Origin of the sequence: Sphingopyxis panaciterrulae (assembly GCF_014199295.1) — a bacterium.
GTDB lineage: Bacteria > Pseudomonadota > Alphaproteobacteria > Sphingomonadales > Sphingomonadaceae > Sphingopyxis > Sphingopyxis panaciterrulae.
The window spans coordinates 1-18,986 of record NZ_JACIJH010000020.1 but is presented as its reverse complement, the minus strand read 5'-3'; the positions used below and the strand labels follow the sequence as shown (position 1 = coordinate 18,986).

At 65.8% G+C, this 18,986-nt stretch carries 12 protein-coding genes; 3 read left to right on the top strand and 9 right to left on the bottom strand.

The features are described from left to right. Position 1 precedes the first annotated feature (1 nt). The 4 genes from FHR21_RS19290 to gdhA all read right to left on the bottom strand — a co-directional run bounded on the left by FHR21_RS19290 (position 2) and on the right by gdhA (position 6,742). Positions 2-1,813 (bottom strand): hypothetical protein, encoded by a 1,812-nt coding sequence (locus FHR21_RS19290; protein ID WP_420825299.1) that lies wholly within the window; start codon positions 1,811-1,813, stop codon positions 2-4. Positions 1,814-1,924: 111 nt separating this feature from the next. Beyond that, a complete protein-coding gene (locus tag FHR21_RS19285) occupies positions 1,925-3,904 on the bottom strand; it encodes a heme-binding protein (protein WP_184101367.1) in 1,980 nt (659 codons plus the stop codon). A 5-nt stretch (positions 3,905-3,909) separates the two neighbouring features. Beyond that, positions 3,910-5,349: a multiheme c-type cytochrome gene (locus FHR21_RS19280; RefSeq protein ID WP_184101318.1), complete on the bottom strand. Its 1,440-nt coding sequence runs from the start codon at positions 5,347-5,349 to the stop codon at positions 3,910-3,912. 37 nt (positions 5,350-5,386) lie between these two features. Next, a complete protein-coding gene (gdhA, locus tag FHR21_RS19275) occupies positions 5,387-6,742 on the bottom strand; it encodes an NADP-specific glutamate dehydrogenase (protein WP_184101316.1) in 1,356 nt (451 codons plus the stop codon). Positions 6,743-6,918: 176 nt separating this feature from the next. Here gdhA and FHR21_RS19270 point away from each other — a divergent pair, with 176 nt between their 5' ends. Then, positions 6,919-7,836 carry a tetratricopeptide repeat protein gene (locus tag FHR21_RS19270; protein ID WP_184101314.1) on the top strand — a complete coding sequence of 306 codons (918 nt, stop codon included), beginning with the start codon at positions 6,919-6,921 and terminating at the stop codon, positions 7,834-7,836. A 21-nt stretch (positions 7,837-7,857) separates the two neighbouring features. Here the strand turns inward: FHR21_RS19270 and putA are convergent, their stop codons facing one another. Continuing rightward, the gene (putA, locus tag FHR21_RS19265) at positions 7,858-10,998 is read right to left on the bottom strand and encodes a bifunctional proline dehydrogenase/L-glutamate gamma-semialdehyde dehydrogenase PutA (protein ID WP_184101312.1); all 3,141 of its coding nucleotides are present in this window, start codon (positions 10,996-10,998) and stop codon (positions 7,858-7,860) included. 97 nt (positions 10,999-11,095) lie between these two features. On the opposite strand from putA, the gene FHR21_RS19260 reads away from it, so the two are divergent. Beyond that, a complete protein-coding gene (locus FHR21_RS19260) occupies positions 11,096-11,566 on the top strand; it encodes an Lrp/AsnC family transcriptional regulator (RefSeq protein ID WP_184101310.1) in 471 nt (156 codons plus the stop codon). Here FHR21_RS19260 and FHR21_RS19255 read toward each other — a convergent pair. After that, the gene (locus FHR21_RS19255) at positions 11,563-11,991 is read right to left on the bottom strand and encodes a DUF2147 domain-containing protein (RefSeq protein WP_184101308.1); all 429 of its coding nucleotides are present in this window, start codon (positions 11,989-11,991) and stop codon (positions 11,563-11,565) included. The two genes, FHR21_RS19260 and FHR21_RS19255, sit on opposite strands and share 4 nt — an antisense overlap. Continuing rightward, on the bottom strand, positions 11,988-12,845 hold the full coding sequence (locus FHR21_RS19250) for a metal-dependent hydrolase (RefSeq protein WP_184101306.1): 858 nt from the start codon (positions 12,843-12,845) through the stop codon (positions 11,988-11,990). Before FHR21_RS19250 ends, FHR21_RS19255 begins: the two co-directional genes overlap by 4 nt. A 386-nt stretch (positions 12,846-13,231) precedes the next feature. Here FHR21_RS19250 and FHR21_RS19245 point away from each other — a divergent pair, with 386 nt between their 5' ends. Next, positions 13,232-13,834, top strand: a complete 603-nt coding sequence (locus FHR21_RS19245; RefSeq protein WP_184101304.1) for a TetR/AcrR family transcriptional regulator — start codon at positions 13,232-13,234, stop codon at positions 13,832-13,834. A 120-nt stretch (positions 13,835-13,954) separates the two neighbouring features. Here FHR21_RS19245 and FHR21_RS19240 read toward each other — a convergent pair whose 3' ends face one another. Both FHR21_RS19240 and FHR21_RS19235 read right to left on the bottom strand, forming a co-directional pair. Continuing rightward, entirely contained in the window at positions 13,955-17,068 is a 3,114-nt protein-coding gene (locus FHR21_RS19240; RefSeq protein WP_184101302.1) for a TonB-dependent receptor, read from the bottom strand. A 475-nt stretch (positions 17,069-17,543) separates the two neighbouring features. Continuing rightward, positions 17,544-18,653, bottom strand: a complete 1,110-nt coding sequence (locus FHR21_RS19235; RefSeq protein WP_184101300.1) for a Fic family protein — start codon at positions 18,651-18,653, stop codon at positions 17,544-17,546. Positions 18,654-18,986 lie beyond the last annotated feature (333 nt).

The window sequence follows — 18,986 nt, the reverse complement described above, 5'->3', positions numbered from 1 at the left end:
GTCAGAAACTGAGGATCATGTTGGCGAGGACCGACAGATAGACGTCGTCGCGCTCTTTATTGTCGAACAGGTCCTTGAAGCCGCGTCCGGGCACGAGGACCGCGGCGCTCAGGCGGCCGACGATATTCTGTGTCGCCTTGGGCCGCCAGATGCCCGCGAGCGACACGTCCCAGCCGATATCCTTCGGGATCGAGCCTTCGCTGCGCAGCACCTGGAGCGTGGCGGTGTTCTGGAACCACAGATGGTTGAGGTTGGTGCTGACCCGCACCTCGGGCGACAGGTCGAAGTCGGCGCCCGCGCCGACGAAGACGGTGCCCGGATTGTTGAAATTCGACTGCCCCTCCTCCTTCGACGAGCGCAGCGAATTGAGGATGCCGTTGCGGCCGTTGATCGCCACCGCGCGACCACCGCCCGCGAAGGGGATGGTCTGGCGAATCCAGTAGCTGGTGTCGGCGCCGCCGAAGATCGGATTTTCGAAGATCGCGTCGAAGCCGCCCTCGGTGTTGTTGTAGGGATCGCCGTCGCCGGTCGCGTAGAGGCCCGACAGGCGAAAGCGCATCCAGTCGTGATCGTAGCTGAGCTCGGCCGCGGCGAAGCCGGCGCGGATCTTCGCCGGCCGGCCGGTGAAGATGTTGTTCCGGTCCTCGCCCAGCGCGGCATAGAGGCTGGCGGTCAGGTTGATCCGCCCGATCCGCCCGTCGGCGCTGTAGCCGAGATAGACGACGTCATAATCGCGGCCGCGCAGGTCGCCGAGCAGGGCGGGGCGGACGGGGAAGCCGTTGTGGTCGATCTGGATATCGCCTTTTTCGCGGTTGATGTTCCACGTCGCGCTGATCTGGCTGGTCAGCCCGACGAAGGGGAAATCCTGCCGATAAAGGTTGGCGGTCAGGATGAAATCGTCGCGCGGAGTCTGGGCGATGTCGTTGAGGCCGCTGTTGGTGTCTTTCTCCAGCCGCCAGAAGGCCGCGAGATTATATTGGAAGCGGTTGTTGTCGCGATTGCCGAACAGGCGGATGCCGAGCTGGCTGTCGTTGAACAGGAAGCCGCGGAAATCGCTCTGGAACGGCTGGATGCCGATGCGGATCGAGTGGAAGTCGTAGCGGTCGCTGTCGTTGCCGAGATGCTTGTCGATGAAGGCTTCCTGCACCCCGACGAAATGGTCGAAGCGATGGCTCTTCTTCGAGGGACGCACGTCGAGCACGCGCCGTTCGGGCACGTCGACATAGTTGATGTTATAGGCGAGGGTCAGTCGATATTCGACGTCGGGCGGCTTGAAGGCGGTATTGCCCTTGATCAGTGCGACGCCGCCGATGAAGGTCTGCGACGCAACGAAGCTGCGGTTCTTGCCGAACACGTCGAGGCTGCCGGGGCGCGCCGTCGTCTGGACCCCGTTCGGGATCGGGAAGGTGCGCGGCTCGAAGACCGTGTCCGATACCGCGTTCAGCACGAAGAACCAGTCGTCGCCCCGGATCGGCAGCCACGGCACCTTGGCGCGGTCGATCGGCCGGTCGCCCTTCAGCGTGTTCTGGTGATAGGGGTCGAACCAGCGCTCCCTGACCACGCCCAGGCTTTCGATCAGCCGCCAGCGGTCGGGAATCGGAAGCTGATCCTCCATCCCCGGAAAGGCTTCGGGAGGCGGCGGGCGCAGCGCGCCTTCATTGTCCTGGGTCAGCGGATCGGGAAGGTCGGGATTATAGCCCGGACGGCGGCGGCCCTCGATCAACTGAGTGACGAGATCGTCGCCGACCATTTCCTGCCATTCGACCGGCGGCGGGGGTGGGATCAACTCGTCGAGCGCGGGTTCGGCGGGCATGGGCTGTCCGGCGGGCGGCGGATCGGCAGGCTGCGACGCCCCGTCCCCCGGCGCGCCCTGCACCGCGAGGCTGGCGACGATCGGCCACAGGCTGCCCCCCATCATCATCGCCTAAAGCCCGTCGCAGACATTCTGCTGCGCCGTGTCGAGGAAGGGAGCGAAGGGGCAGTTCACATAGCGCAGCCGCACCGTGGCGCCGTCGGGCAGGCGCACGACGATGCGGTCGGCACGGATGTCGGGGGACGCATTGCCGATGCCGCCGACGCGCGCGCCGCCATTATGCGCGCCGAGGAAGCTGATCATGTCGTCCTGGTCGATGCCGTCGCCCGACACGCCGATGCCGCCGACGAGCCGCCCGCCGCGATAGATGGGCACCGATCCGGGAAAGATCTGGATGCCGTTCTGCAGCCGGTTCCGCCCCGCCGCGACGTCGGGCAGCGTCGTGCAGCGCTGCGGCGTGTCGGTCGCGCTGGCGCCCGACACATAGGCGAGATGCGCGCCGATATTGCCGATGATCAGCGCCGATTGCAGCCCGGTCGAAAAGGGATTGAACTGCGCGATCGGGCGCGACAGTGGCCCGTTCGGCCGCCCGACCTCGCCATCGGGGAAATAGGGCCGCGACAGATTGCCGCCCGAGCGGTCGGCGAAGGCATGATTCCCGGTCAGCGCCGAGGGATCGTTCAGGAAACCGCGCATCGCGGGCACGAAATGGCGCACGTCGGCGCTGGCGTTCGCCGACAGTTCGGCGCCCGCCGCGCTGCCAGAAAAGAAGGTCGCGGTGCGCGCCTTCTGCAGGCTGACGTCGGTGCCGAAGATCGGCGCGTCGGGCGCGCGCACCAGGCCGAGCACCGCGCCGTTGGTGTCGACGATGCTGATCGACACCTGCGCGCGGCTGTCGAGCGGGCGGCGAATCTGCGCGCGCGCGCGGCTCATCACCGCGAACGCTTCCTCGAGCAGCGCGCGCACCTCGGCGGCGGTCAGCGGCGCGCTGTTCGACGCGCCGTCGGTGCCGGCGCGGATCGGAAAGCGGTTGGCGCCGCCGCCGTCGGTCAGGACGAAGGCGTCGGGATTGGAAAATTCACCCGCTGTTGCGGGCCGGATGCCCGATGCCTCGCTGCCATAGGCGGTGCCCGCGACGACGGCGGCGTTCGCGTAGCCGGTGACCGCGATCAGCCCGCCCGCGCTGGCGCCCAGGCTCGCGAAGCTGGCACCGCCGCTTGTCTTCAATCCGCCATAGGCGGCATCGGAGAAGCGCAGGCTGGTCCCGTCGATGGTGATCCTGTCGGCGGTGATGCCCGCAGGCGCCTCGAAACCGCGCGTGCCGGCAAGCGCGATATATTCCTCCGCGTCGCTGTCGGTATCGAGGATATTGGGGTCGCTGCCGTAATCGCCGTCGCCCATCACCCCGATGCCGCCGACGAGCACGCCCTTCTTGTAGAGCGGCAGTCCGCCCGGATCGGCGGCGAGACCGAGCGGCGAGCGTTTGGGACCGATCAGCGCCGCGGCGCCCGCCGCGCCGAAACGTGCCGACAGGTCGCTGCACGGCAACTGGCTGAACTGCACCCCGAACAGCGGGCCGCTTTCGAGACCGGCGGTCGTGGGCGCGGGCGGGAAATGCTCCTGCACGATCTGACTCGCGGTACGGGTCGAAAAGGCGTTGCCGCCGCTCGACAGATAGGCGCCGGTCAGCGCCTTGGCGATCGCCCCCGCCTCGGCCGGGAAGGTCACATTCTGCGCGTCGATACTGTCGCCGTTCGGCGCCGCGGAGGTCGTCGCGGTCGCGCGCGCGCCGGTCATGCGATAGACGGCGAGGACGTTGCCGACGCGGTCGGTCACGGCGATCATCGACGGCAGGCCGCGCGCCTGCGCCTCGGCGATCGCATTCGCCAATATCTGCTGCACCTCGGCGACGCTGAGCGCCTCGGCGGCGGGCGGCGTGTAGACGCCGGTCGGCGTGGGGGTCGGGGTCGGCGTGGGAGTCGGGCCGGGCGTCGGCGTGCCGCCACCGCCCCCGCCGCCGCACGAGGCGAGAAGCAGCGCGCCGAGCGCGGTGAAGGCGGCCGAACGGAACAGGGCGGGGCGGCCGTGCATCGCGCTCACCGCAGCGCCTGGATCGCGCGCACCGCGCGGCCGAGCGCGGCCTGGAAATCGGCCGGCTTGTAGCTGTTGGGGTCGTTGACCGCCGCATAGGCGCGGTCGATGTCGGCGCGGATGCCCGCCGCCGCGCCGACGGTCACCCGCCCCGACGACAGCATCGCGCCGAGCAAGGTGTCGATTCCCATCACCGCCTGCGACGATCCGGCATAGTCGGTGAAGCGGGCGTTCACCGCCTTCGCCGCGATGGCGTCGACGAGCGCGAAGGCGTCGGTGCCCGCGAAGCTGCGCGACGCGAAGGCCGCCTTCAGCGCCGCGACGGTGCGTTCCAGATCGGCCGCGGCGGCGACCGCGCTCGGCCGGTCGGTGGCGATGGCGCGGTGAAAGGCCGCGCTGCGCGCCGCGAGCTGATCGGCGAGCGGCGGCGAGGCGAGGCGCGCCGCCGCCGACAGCATGATCAGATTCTCGTCATTATAGGGCGGCATGCCTTCGGGGATGCCGGGGCGGCCCGGATTGTCGAGGCTGGTCTTCACCGGCTTCGCCTGGTCGGTGATGCGGCGGTGGCAGCTATGGCAGTCGAGGAAGAAGAATTCGGGGAACATACCCTCGGTCCCGCGCTTCGAGCGGAACAGCGCGAGGCTGCGTTCGAGCGCGGTCGCCTGCCCGACCGCCCACATTCGGACATGATCGGTGCGCGCGCCCGCCGCGCCGAACTTGCGCCAGCCGTAATCGGCGTCCTCCTGATGATGCGCCTGAAGCGCCGAGAAGAGGTCGAGTTCGAAGGCGATGCGCGGATGCCCCGCCGCCATGATGCGGTGGGTGACGAACTGCCCCTCGCCCGCCGATCCGAAATGGCAGTCGACGCACACCCCCGCGCGCACCACCGGGTCTTCCAGCTTGCGAAGGCCCGCGCGCAGATTGGCGAGATGCTTCTCGCGCATCTCGGCATCGGGGTTGGCGGTGGTGCCGACCCCGGCATAATGGCTGGCGATCCAGCCGCCGGCGGGGCCGTGACACGATTCGCACGTCACCCCATCCTCGACTGGGCTTGCCCCGCGGCTCGTCGCCGCATCGCTGTGGCAGCCGAGGCACATAGCGGCGCGGCTCGGATCGCCGATGCCGAGATTCTGGGCGATGAAGCGACTGCGGCTGTTCGTCAGCACCGACCAGGCGCGGCTGTGGGCGCCGCCGGGGGTCGAGGGCTCCTGCCACATCCTGAGTTCGTCCTGTCGGACGACGGTGCCGTCGCCTTCCATCCGGCCGTGGCAGGTCGATCCGGCGCAGGAGGCGACGCCGAGGAAGCGACCGCCGCCTTCGCCCTGCGAACGCGCGGGCGAAGCGCCGAGGAGCAGCGCGAGCAGGAGCATGACGAGCACCACGGCGAAGGCGGCGGGCGCCGCCCACGACGTCTCGCCGCGCCCCTGTCCTGCATGCGTCCCCATATCCGCGATCCCCTTCGCCCGTCCTGCCTTCTGGCGCCTAAACCACCCCGAAGGCAAGCATCGCGTCGGCAACCTTCTTGAATCCCGCGATATTGGCGCCCTTCACATAATCGACATAGCCGCCCGGCTGTTCGCCATGGGTCAGGCAGCGCGCGTGGATGCCCGACATGATGTCCTGCAGCATCTGTTGCAGCTCGCCCTCGCTCCAGCTTCGCCGCGCGCTGTTCTGGCTCATCTCCAGACCCGACACCGCGACGCCGCCGGCATTGGCCGCCTTGCCCGGCGCATACATCAGCTTCGCGGCGCGGAAGACGTGGACGCCGGCGAGATCGGTCGGCATGTTCGCGCCCTCGCTGACCGCGATGCAGCCATTCGCCACCAGCGTCTTCGCATCCTCGCCGGTCAGCTCGTTCTGCGTCGCGCAGGGCAGGGCGACGTCGCACGCGACCCCCCATGGCGTCTTGCCGGGAACGAAGGTCGTCGCCTTATACTCGCCGACATAATCCTCGATCCGCCCGCGGCGATGCGTCTTGTGCGCCTTGACCCAATCGATCTTTTGCTGCGTGATTCCGTCGGGATCGTGGATGAAGCCGCCCGAATCGGACAGAGTCAGCACCTTGCCGCCCAGTTGGACGATCTTCTCCGCGGCGTGGGTCGCGACATTGCCGGAGCCCGAAATGACCGCCGTCTTGCCGACCAGATCCCGATCCTTGGCCGCGAGCATGTTGGCGAGGAAATAGACCGCGCCATAGCCGGTCGCCTCGGTCCGGATCAGCGAGCCGCCCCATTCGAGTCCCTTGCCGGTCAGCACCCCGGTAAATTCGCCGGTGATCCGCTTGTACTGGCCGAACATATAGCCGATCTCGCGCCCGCCGACACCAATGTCGCCCGCGGGGACATCGACGTCGGCGCCGATGTGGCGATAGAGTTCGGTCATGAAGCTCTGGCAAAAGCGCATGATCTCGCGCACGCTCTTGCCCTTGGGGTTGAAGTTCGACCCGCCCTTGCCGCCGCCCATCGGCAGGCCGGTCAATGCATTCTTGAACGTCTGCTCGAACGCCAGGAATTTCAGCACGCTTTCGGTGACGCTCGGGTGAAAGCGGATGCCGCCCTTATAGGGGCCGATGGCGTTGTTGTTCTGTACCCGCCAGCCGCGCTGGACGCGGATATTGCCCGCGTCGTCCTCCCAGCACACACGGAAGGACACGACCCGGTCGGGCTCGGCGATGCGCCGCAGGATCTGCTGCGCATGATAATCTTCCTTGTCGGCGATGAAGTCGAAGATGTCCTCGGCGACTTCCTGCACCGCCTGCACGAACTCGTTCTGCCCCGGATTGCGCTTTTTCACGCCCTCCATGAACGTCGGAAAATCGACGTGATCCGAAACCGCCATAGCACCCCTCCCCCTTGCCCAGAACGGGAAAACCGGTGCGACCCCATGTTTTCGAATATTTTTGACGATTTTGTCGTTGACCGACCTCGCTCTTGCAAGGCTACACCATCGCGGGGCAAAGGCAAGATGCGACCGCGGGGCGGCCGTGCCTTTTCGCGGGGCGAAAGAGGGGAAAGATGAGCGAGAGCAAGAGCCTATCGAGCGCCAATCGCGCGATCCTGGCCGCCGCCTTCCTGCTGCTGCTCGCCGCGGTCGGCCATGCGCTGTGGCGCGATTCGCCCGCCGAGGCGCCGGCGCCATCCGCCGCGCCCTCCGCCGATCCGATCGCCGCGCTCGAGGCGCGCACGCGCACGGCGCCCGACAGCGCCGCCGCGTGGCAGGCGCTGGGCGAGGCGCGCTTCGACCTCGCTGATTATCGGGACGCGGTCGCCGCCTATGAAAAGGCGACCGCGCTGGCGCCGCAAAACGCCGGCCTGTGGTCGGCGCTGGGCGAGGTTCGCACCTATGTCGACCAACGCGACCCGATGCCCCCCGCCGCGCTCGAGGCGTTCGAAAAAGCGATCGCGCTCGACCCCAGGGAACCGCGCGCGCGCTATTTCCTGGCGGTGAAGAAGGATCTGGCGGGCGACCACAAGGGCGCGATCGACGACTGGTTCGCGCTGCTCGCCGACACGCCGCAGGGGGCGCCGTGGGAGCCCGACCTGCGCCGCACGATCGAGCAGGTCGGCGCGATCCACAAGATCGCGGTCGCAGACCGGCTGGCCCGGACGCGGCCACGCGCGCTGACCGCCGATGAAATGCCCATCGCCGCGCGCGCCATCCCGGGCCCCTCGCGCGCCGAGATGGAGGCCGCGTCGCAGCTTCCGAAGGGGCAGCAGGATGCGATGATCGCGGGCATGGTCGACGGGCTGGAGGCGAAGCTGAAGGCCGATCCCGCCGACGTCGACCGCTGGATCATGCTGATGCGCAGCCGCATGACGCTGGGCGAGACGGCAAAGGCGACGCAGGCACTGAAAGATGGCATCGCGGCGAACCCCGAAGCGGCGGCGCGGCTGAAGGCGCAGGCGCGAATGCTGGGGGTGCCGGGGGCCTAGCCGCCGCTCGGGTCGACGCGATCACCCCGCCATCAGCGCCGCATTGCCGCCCGCCGCGGTGATGTCGGTCGAGATCGACTTTTCCTCGGCGAAGCGGTGCAGATAATGCGGGCCGCCGGCCTTTGGCCCGGTCCCCGACAGGCCGCGCCCGCCGAAGGGTTGCGAGCCGACGATGGCGCCGATCTGGTTGCGGTTGACATAGACGTTGCCGACCTGCGCGCGCGCCGCGACATGCGCCGCGACGCTGTCGATGCGCGTGTGGACGCCGAGCGTCAGCCCATAGCCCGAGGCGTTGATCGCGTCGATCAGCGCGTCGAGTTCGCCGCCCTTCCACATCGCGACGTGCAGGACGGGGCCGAAAATCTCACGCTTCAGATCGGTGACATGATCGAGGCGGATCATGACCGGGGGCACGAAGGTTCCGCCCGCGGGCAGGGTCGTCCGCTGCGCCTCGGCGATCACCCGGCCCGCCGCGCGCGCCTCTGCGACATAGGCGGCGATATTCGCCCGCGCCTCCTCGTCGATGATCGGGCCGACGTCGGTCGACAGGATCGCGGGATCGCCGACGCTCAGTTCCGCCATCGCGCCCGCGACCATTTCGATCATGCCCTCGGCGACATCCTCCTGCACGCAGAGCAGGCGCAGCGCCGAGCAGCGCTGCCCCGCCGACTGGAAGGCCGACGCCACCGCGTCGCGCGCGACCTGTTCGGGCAACGCGGTCGAATCGACGATCATCGCATTGGCGCCGCCGGTCTCGGCGATCAGCGTCGCGATCGGGCCGTCGCGCCCCGCAAGGCCGCGGTTGATCGCGCGCGCGACCTCGGTCGAGCCGGTGAAGGCGACGCCGATGATATCGTCGTGGCCGGTCAGCGCCGCCCCGACCGTCTCGCCGCGGCCGGGAAGAAGCGCAAGCACATCGCCCGGCACGCCGGCTTCGAGCAGCACCTGCACCGCGGCATGCGCGATCAGCGGCGTCTGCTCGGCGGGCTTGGCGAGCACGGCATTGCCCGCCGCGAGCGCCGCCGACACCTGCCCCAGGAAGATGGCGAGCGGGAAGTTCCACGGGCTGATGCACACGAACAGCCCCTTGCCTTCGAGGATCAGCTCGTTGCGCTCGCCGGTCGGGCCGGGGAGGGTGATCGGGTGGGTGAAATCGGCGCGCGCCTGCGCCGCATAATAGCGCAGAAAATCAACCGCCTCGCGTACCTCGGCCACCGCGTCGGCGAGCGTTTTGCCCGCCTCGTCCATCGCGAGGCCCAGAAACAGCGCGTCACGGTCCTCGATCAGGTCGGCGGCGCGTTCGAGCCGCTCGGCGCGGAAGGCGCCGCCGGCGAGGCTCCAATCGTCCTGCGCGGCGCGCGCCACGGCAATCGCATCTTCGACCGTTCCGGCATCCGCCTCGATCACCTGTCCGATGACGGCTCCGGTCGCCGGATTATGCACCGGCTCGGCCTGGCCCGCCCGTTCGGCGCCGCCGACGATCGGCGCCGCGACACGATCGGCGCGCCGCGCCCCGGCGATCGCCGCCATCAGCGCCTCGGGCACGCCCGGATCGCCGAGATCATAGCCGCGCGAGTTGCGCCGCGCGACTCCATATAGCTCCAGGCCGGTCGGAATCGTCGCCGGCGCGCTCGCGACGCTGCGCGGATCGACCGCCAGTTCCTCGGCGGTGACGTCGGGATCGGAGAATTGATGCACGAAGCTGCTGTTCGCGCCATTTTCGAGCAGACGGCGAACGAGATAGGCGAGCAGGTCGCGGTGCGTCCCCACCGGCGCATAGACGCGCACCGGACGCGGCGGCGGGGCGTTTGAAGGCGCCGCTGACGCGGCGGCGGCACCGGCCGGTTGCTTCGCAACCGCAAACAACGCGTCGTGCGCGCCCTCGCCCATGCCGTGGAGCCGCTGCAGTTCGTAATCGGCACCCGCGAACAGCTCGGTCACGAAGGCGAGCGTCATCGCATTGTGACTGGCGAAGGCGGGAAAGAGACAATCCTGGCATTCGCGCAGGATCTGCGCGCAGTGGAGATAGTTGAGGTCGGTGTGCAGCTTCGCCGTGAAGACCGGAAAATCAGCGAGGCCCAGCGTCTGCGCGCGCTTGATCTCGGTATCCCAATAGGCGCCCTTGACCAGCCGCATCGACAGCATGACGCCACGACGCCGCGCGCGCGCCGCGACCCAGCGGATCACCTCGGGCGCGCGCTTCTGATAGGCCTGGATGACGATGCCGAGCCCGGGCCAGCCGTCGGCGATACCGGCGTCGATCAGCGCGCCATAGACGTCGAGATGCGGCTCGAGCCGGTCGCTTTCCTCGGCGTCGATCATCAGCGGGATGTTCACGTCGCGCGCCGCCTGCGCCAGTTCGACCACGCGCGGGATCAACTCGTCGCGGACGCGCTGCCTCTGCAGATATTCGTAGCGCGGATGGAGCGCCGACAGCTTGATCGAGATGCCGTGATTGGCGAAGGGGTCGCCCGGCGTCGCGTCGCGCCCGATCCGCGCGATCGCTGCGGCATAGCTGCCCAAATAGCGCCGCGCATCCTCCGCGGTGCGCGCCGCCTCGCCGAGCATGTCGAAGCTCGCGAGCTCGCTTTTCTCCTTGTCGGCGCGCTTGACCGCGGCGTCTATGCTCTCGCCCATTACGAATTGCTGGCCGAGCAGCTTCATCGCCGCGAGCGCGGCCTGGCGGATCACGGGTTCGCCCGAACGGCGGATCATCGCCTTGAGCAGGGTCAGCGGCTTCGCCTTGCTGCCCATCGCGTCGAGCATCAGCGTCGCCGACCCCAGCGACAGGCCGCGCGCCGACAAGGCGACGACCAGCGGGCTGTCCTCGTCGTCGCCCTCCGCCCAGTGACGCCCGGCGATCTTGTCGCGGATCAGCGCATTGGCGGTCGCGCTGTCGGGAACGCGCAGCAGCGCCTCGGCGAGGCACATCAGCACCACCCCCTCCTCGGTCGACAGGCGGTAGCGGTTCATGAGCTGCGCGACGAGCGTCTCGCGCTCTCCCTCCGCCTTGGCCTTGCGAATCAGCGTCAGGCCGCGCTGCGTGACCGCCTCGACGGTCGCGGGCGAGCGGGAGAGGTCGGTGCGCAGCGCGGCGACGATGTCGGCTTCGCTGCGGCGGGCGAGGGCGCGGATGGCAGCGCGGTCGGTCGGGTCGGTCATGCCCCGTCATAGCGTATTGCGATGTGGCAATCTGCCTTCAAATCAGCACTGATATTTATGTTTTGACCTATTTTTGTCCTGATCGTAGGAAAAATATATGAAAGACCGTTCTTCCATAGTCGATCTGGACGAGTTCGACCGCAAGATTCTCGCCATTCTCGGGCAGAATGGCCGCATCACCTTCACCGAACTCGCGCAGCAGGTCGGCCTGTCGAAAACGCCGTGCCAGCAGCGGGTGAAGCGGATGCAGGAAAGCGGGCTGATCGTCGGCTTCCGTGCGATCGTCGACCCGGCCAAGGTCGGCCTCGACCATGTCGCCTTCACCGAGGTCAAGCTGTCGGACACGCGCGAGGAGGCGCTGCGCCAGTTCAACGCCGCGGTCCGCCGCCTGCCCGAGGTCGAGGAATGCCACATGATCGCGAGCAGCTTCGACTATCTGCTCAAGGTCCGCACCCCCGACATCCGGCGCTATCGCATCGTGCTCGGCGAGAAGATATCGAGCCTGCCGCACGTTGCCAGCACCTCGACCTTCGTCGCGATGGAGACGATCTGCGAATCGGCGCGCTAGCGCACCCGCGTCCAGAGCTTGGTGCGGCAGAAGATCGCCACGCAGCCCTTGACCTCGAGCTTGCCGTCCTCCCGCAGCGTCAGAGAACCGCTGTTCGCGCCGTCGCCCGTTTCGGGGTCGTAAACCGGGCCGCCGGTCCATTTCGCCGGGCCGCCGGTGAAACCGCGCAGCACGACGAGGCCCATCAGCTTGCGGTCGCGCAGCGCGCGGTCCTTGTTGCGCAGGTCGGTCAGATTCGGGTTGGCGCGCAGGCGGGTCGCGTCGACGATCCTGCCGCACAGCGCCGCGCCGCAGCGATAGATGCGCACGCGCCCGCCCTCGCTGCCCGTCGACCACAGGCCGGTCAGGTTGCCGCCGCCGGGGGCAGCAGCCGCGGCGGGGGTTGCGGCGAGCGCCAGGGCGAGCATCGCGGCGGCCGCCTTCATGCCGCCACCTCGCTGCCCGCCGGGGGCGTCAGCGTCGCCAGCGTGCGCGCGACCAGCGCCCGGTCGTCGTGCTGCCACGGGTGAAAGCCGGGGCGCATATAGCCGAAGGTGCAGCCGATCAGCAGCCGCATCGCGCCGGGGCCGCCATAGAGATAGGCGAGCAACCCGCGCCAGCTTCGCCAGTCGTTGCGGCCGTCCTGCGCGAGCAGGTCCGCGGTGTTGCGAAACACGACGCCATGAAAGCGTAGCGACGCCGCCGCCATCGCCAGCGAGCGCATCGCCCAGCGCCGCCAGCGCGGCAGCGCGCGCGTCGCATGGACCCATGTGTCGTAGGCGACCGCCTTGTGCTCGATCTCCTCGATCGCGTGCCAGCGCCACATGCGCTGCGCCTCGGCATCGGCGCCGGCGAGATGCGCGGGGTCGGCGAGCACGGCGTGGGCGAGCGTCGCGGTGAAATGCTCGAGCGCGCAGGTCGCCGCGAGCTGCATCAACGGCGAGCGTCCGCGCGCCCAGGCGATGGTGCGCGCGGCGCGATCCTCGCACGGCGCGATGTCGTAACCTGCGTCGCGCGCCTGGCGGTTGAAGAAGACATGCTCGCGCGTGTGCATCGATTCCTGATAGACGAAATCGTCGATCTGTTCGCGCAGCGGCGCGGGCGCCCCGTTCCGATAATGGCGCACCGCGGTCATGAAGAATTTCTCGCCGACCGGGAAGGTCGACGACAGCGCGTTGAAAAAGGCGGTACGGCCGGGATCGCCGCCATGCCACCAGCGCCGCGCCGCGGCGCCGCGCCCGAATTTCCAGTCCCGCTTATGGATCGCCAGATCGGCGGGAGTCGAGGTCGAGAATGCCATCGCATGGCTCCTTTCCCGGCGATCCTTATTTTACATTGATGTTAATGTAAATATCTTTCTGATGCAGTTGGGTAGAGCGCGCACCCTCTCCCTCCAAAAACCGTTCGCCCTGAGCTTGTCGAAGGGCCGTTCTTCCTTTTCCGGCATCAAAGAAAAGAACGGTGCTTCGACAGGCTCAGCACGAACGGATTTGGGGCAGGCTATCGCTTGACCGCACACGACCCCATCCCCTGCAAGGACAGAAATGAGACAGCAGCCATGACGAAAGAGGTTTGAGGCCGCCGGATTCGCGGGCACCCTGCCTTAAAGGGGTGACGCGCCGCCCTTTATCTGTATGACCGGACGGGCATTGCGGGCGGTGGGGCCGTCCAGGGGTGAAGGCGAGTATGAGCAGCAGCAGGCCCGAGCGGGTGCGCCGGCGCAAGAGGATGGGCGAGGAGGTCCGCGACGAGGCACTCGCCGCCGCGCGCAAGCTGCTGCTCGAAGGCGGGCCGTCGGCGGTGACGCTGGCCAATGTCGGGCGCGCGATCGGCATGACCCACGCCAATGTCCTCTATCATTTCGAATCGGCCGCGGGGCTTCAGTCGGCGCTGATGGCGTCGATGATCGACGACCTCGTCACCGCGCTCGGCGATGCGGTCGCGCAGATCAAGAGCGACGATGGCGCGCCCTTCACCATCGTCAACCGCGTGTTTGACGCCTTCGACGGCGGCGGCGCCGGGCCGCTCGCGGCGTGGATCGTCCTGTCGCGCGGCTTCAGCCATCTCGAGCCGGTGCGCGACGCGGTGCAGGCGCTCGTCATCGCCTTCCGCGACAAGTTCGCCGACGAGGACGCCGACGAACGGGTGCGCTCGGCGGTCATGCTGGTCGCCATCTGCGCCTTCGGCGACGCGGTGATCGGTCCCCATCTGCGCGACATGCTGGGACAGGACGACGACGCGATGCGCAACCTGGCCGCCAAGCTGCTGCCCCTGTTCGTCGCGCCTTAGGCGCGGCGGCGCTCCCACAAAAAACGAGCCGATACCTGCTGCCGGGAGGAAGCGAGGCATCGGCCCGAGTGTCGGAGTGCCCGAGCGTCGAAGTGGATGAGTCCCGCCCCTCCCTCCGGTTCAGAACTTCTTGGCGATGCTGAATCCGATGATCCGCGGGTCGAGCGTGAACACGTTGGTGGTCAACGCGGCATCGTCGCTGTTGAGGAAGGAGTCGGTGATCGGCGTCGAATTGAAGACATTCTTCACATAGGCCTCCATGTGCAGGCCCTCCGGCCCGTCGACGGCGAGCGTAAGATTAAAATTAGTCCAACTCCTCAGCCGGTCATAGGGATTCAGGTTGTAGACGCGCGCCCAGGATTTAGCTTGCCAATAGCCATCTCCGCGGATCGTGGTGCTCCAGTTGTCCCCGAAGTGCATCGTATATTCGGCGCCCAGATTGACCGTCCAGCGCGGCGAGTTGGGCATTTCGTTGCCCGAAAGATCGGTTTTCAGGCCGGCACCGCCGTTGAGTTCGGGATAGTTGGCAGGATCATAGGGCTGTCCGGTCGCGGGATCCATGATCGGTGGATAGATCAGCATGCCAAGCAGGCCGCCGACCCCTCCGCAGACCCCCCAATAATTGCCCAGAGCCTGGTTATCCTGGAGCCACCTTTCCGCGACGGCGGTGGGAACGACACAATTTGATGGCAGCTGGAACCAAGGCTTGAAGACCGTATAGTCGGGATCCCCGAGGTTCCTGTTCATGATGTCGATCGAAGACTCCCCATCCGCAATACGGGTTTTGAGATAACCGATGTTCGCGATCAGCCGGAAATCCTGTGCCGGCGAAAAGACCGCCTGAAGTTCGGCGCCGTAAATGGTCGAATCGAAATTTTCGTTGACCGCGGTGCGGTCGCGGATTTGCGAAACCTGATAATCCTTGTAATCATAGTAGAACGCGCTCGCATTCAGGATAAGCGTTCCTCCGAGAAGGCTGTTCTTTGCACCGATTTCGAAGGCGTTCACATACTCCGGCTTAAAAGTCGGTCCATATTCCTTTCCGGGGAATGTAAGAACATTCAGCAAGTCGGGATTCGTTGAGACGAGGAAATCATAGAATCCCTCGCCGGGCTTGAATATCCCCGCCTTGACCATCTGTTCGCCGGTTGCGAACCCGGGGCTCGGAGGATTCATGCCGCCGCCCTTATAACCGCGAGAGAAGAATGCATACAGCATCGTCTCGTCGGTGAAGCTGAGAACCGGCTTCCAGTCCAAACCAATTCGCCCGGTGAAGTTGCCCCATTTCAGGTTGATGTCCGGTTCGGCGGGATAGCCGATTCCCGACAGCCCGCCGCCGATGATGGTCGGCGCCATAAGCAGCTGACTCGGGATGGGGGTGAACCGCTTCCTGTCATGGTTGTATCGCAAGCCCATCGTCAATTTGAGGTCGGGATTGATGTTCCAATAGGCCTCTCCAAACAAACCATAGGACGTCAACCAATAGGGGTTCGAGCTTCGAAAATAATTGTGCCCCAGACCATTGATGGATTCGACGGGATTGGGGTCGATATAGGGGCAGAAGGAATCCTCGATGGGTGTCGGCGGATCGGCCCTGTCGAGCCAGGCGCTTCCGATGCCGCAAGTGGTCTGGTTGCCGCTGCCGTTTACCGGATAAATCATCGACAGGGCTGTCGTGATGTTGCTCATCACGATATATTCCTCGCGCGCCTTGAACTTGGTATAGTTTGCGCCCAGGCTGAAGTTGAAGGCCCCATCGAAATCCGATTGGATGCGGAGTTCCTGAGAGAATTGTTTCGAATCCGATGAGGCGACGTCAAACGTCCCGATTGTGTTCGAGCAGCCGATCTGCGGATCGCAAAAGATTCCGCCCGGCGCCATCTGGCGAAAATCCCCACCGTTACCGCCGCTATTGGGCAGAAGCAGGCTGGTATCGTTGAATACCGGCACCGTGTTGAATCGGTTGAAGTCCTGGAAGGAGTAGACTTTGTCCCAGTTGAATGCGGTCTGGGATGACAGGGTCAGCGCGTCCGTGACGTCGATATCGAGGTTGAACTGCAGAATGTCGGCACCAGCGCGGTAGCGGGGATCGTTGAACGAAGCAATTTCACGCAGATTGCGCGATTGCATCATCCCGCCGTAGGGATCGCTTAGATTCAGGAAATATTGCGCCTGACCGGTCTCGGCATTGGTGCCGAACCCGAAGCTTTGGTTGAGAACCAGAAGCGCAGTGATCGGTGATAGCGCCAAGCCGTTCGGCGTCCCGAAAGCCGCGTCGTCATATATGCTTCCGGCCTTGCATCCCGTGCTGAAAAGCGCTCGCCGAAATGGGTTGGAAGCGGGGTCGAATGGGTTGGCTTCCTCGGTGGGGGTCGACCCAACCATCTCCGGCCCTGCATCGCGGTGACAAACCTGCTTGCCGGTGCGCGAGCGATCATCCTTTTCGTGGAAGCGCTCCCAGATCAGGCTGCCCCGCACGCTCGGCACGGGCTCGAAGCCCAGCGTCACGCGTCCCGACCACAGGTCGCGTCCGTTGATACGATGCTTGGTGACGCTGTTATAATCGTATCCCTCGCGCTGGGTCATCGACCCGGCGAGGCGCAGGCCGAGCTTGTCGGTTACGATCGGGATATTGAGCATCCCGACGAGCCGGCGGCTGTTGTAATTGCCCACCTCGCCCTTGATGCTGCCTTCGAACCTATTGAGCTTGGGCTTGGCCGAGATGAGGTTGATGACGCCCGCGGTGGCGTTGCGGCCATAGAGTGTGCCCTGCGGCCCGCGCAGCACTTCGAGCCGCTCGACGTCGAAATATTCCTGTTCAAACAGGCGATTGCGGAGCAGCGTCGTATTGTTGAAACTGACCGCGGCGCCCGCGTCGGATGTCGTCGAGATCGACTTGGTGCCGATGCCACGGATCGAGATATTATAGCCCGAGAAATTATTCTTGCTGAAGGTCAGGTTGGGCACCGCCTTCATCAGGTCGAACCCGCCTTCGACCTTCTGCGCGTTGAGATCCTCGCCGCTGAACGCCGAAATGGCGATCGGCACGTCCTGCACCTTCTCGATACGCTTCTGTGCCGTGACGACGATATCCGTGGGCCGGCGTGCCTCCGACTCCGCGTTTCCTTGCCGTGCTGCGGCGTCCGAAGCGTCCTGTGCAAAAGCCGGCGATGCCGTTCCGACGATCAACGATAAAGTGCTGCACGCGCAAAGGCAGGCACGGATACCCCGCATAGTCTCTCTCCCCTGAAGTTCGCGAATCTCTCTCGATCCGTCGCTCGTTGCCGCCCTATCGCATAAGAACACTGACATTGATGTCAATGTAAAATTGACACTGATGTTGAATTGCCTGCGTGCAAAGCGGCGCCATCGGCAACCGCAGAGGATTGACCGGCGCCGCCGAAGGCGGCAAAGGCCGTGCTGTCGCGGGTGTAGCTCAATGGCAGAGCAGAAGCTTCCCAAGCTTACGACAATCGCAGATTTTCGGGCTTTTTCGTGTAAACTTTCTGCAATTTCGGGTATTTAATTTCAAACACTTAGCGATGGTCTGTAAACCTTCGACGACGCTCGATGCAGGGCAACGGCGCCGCGCCTGTCCCACGTTAGGGACGGCAACTCGTATGGGCGGAAGCCACGGCCCGTTCCATTACGCCAGCGATACGGCCTTGCCCGAGGGGTGCCCAAAAGCCGCCGAACAGGGCGCCGAAGCTCAAGCTGTAGTTTCCGGTGCCAGCGAATAGCTGGTGCTGCGCCCGCCAGCGGGGTCTTTCACAAGAATGCCTCGCTGGACCAAATCGTTGATGTCGCGCAAGGCAGTATCGGACGAAGCCTTGGTGATGACGGCCCATTTGGCATTGGTCAGCTTGCCCTCGAACCCGTCCAGCAGCCGGTTCATGACCTTGCGCTGGCGCTCGTTCAGAGACTGCCCCGCGACTGATTCCCAGAACCGCGCCTTGCGCATGACGCTGGCGAGGATGGTTTCGGCCCCGTCGAATGCGCGATCGAGGCAACCGATGAACCACAATAGCCAGGGCGTAATGTCCAAACCACCCCTCTGCGTCGCTTCCAGCATATCGTAGTAGGCTTTGCGCTCGGAGCGGATTTGCGCGGACATGCTGTAGAAGCGCTGCGCGGTTCCTTCCGCGCGCGCCAGGGCAAGATCGGCGATCGCGCGGGCGATGCGCCCATTGCCATCATCGAACGGGTGGATGGTAACAAACCACAAATGCGCGATTCCGGCCTTCAGAACGGGGTCAAGCGCAGCTGTTTCGAACCAATCGAGAAAGCGCGCCATTTCGGCGTCCAACTGCTCCGATGCCGGGGCTTCGTAGTGGACACGCTCGCGGCCAATCGGTCCCGAGACGACCTGCATCGGCCCGCCTTCGGCGGTGCGCCATGCGCCCACGGTGATCCGGCTCATACCGCTGCGGCCCGTCGGGAACAGTGCTGCGTGCCAGCCGAACAACCGTTCAGCAGTCAGCAGCTGGACATAGTTCTGCGTGGCGTCCAGCATCATTTCCACGACGCCTTCGACGTTGCGATCCGCTTCGATCAGGCCGCCGATGTCCATCCCGAGACGGCGGGCGATCGAGGAGCGCACCTGCTCCCGATCCAGCACTTCGCCTTCGATTTCGCTTGATTTCAGAACATCTTCGGTCAGAGCATGAAGCACGGCCTCCGCGCGCAACGGGAAGCCAAGCGCCTCCATATGGCCGATCAATCGCCCCTGTCTGTGGCGCACAGCGGCAAGCGGCTGTGCAAGCTGCGCATCGCTCCAGCGTAGATTAGGCCAGTCCGTCAGTTCATGAATATATGTCATTATCACCGCATCTTTTGCGGTGATAATAGGGGCTAATCCCCGCAAGGGCAAGCGCATTCGCCGTATGAAATGCGGCGAATAGGGTGGCTATTCGCCGCATTCGGCACGGCCGATGGGTCGAGGACTGTCAAACGGCGTTCAAAAGGGACCCCCGATCGGCGTCGAAGAGGGACCCCCTTTTTGGATATGATGTTGGTTTGTTGAAGATGGCCTTGCGCTGCGCGCGGCGGAGGGCGGGTGCTGCGCGACAATCAGGGTGAGAATTGCCGACAATCAGGATGAGAATGGCGGCGGTGTGTCTGTCGGGACGAGGGGCGAAGCCCCGAGGAGCGA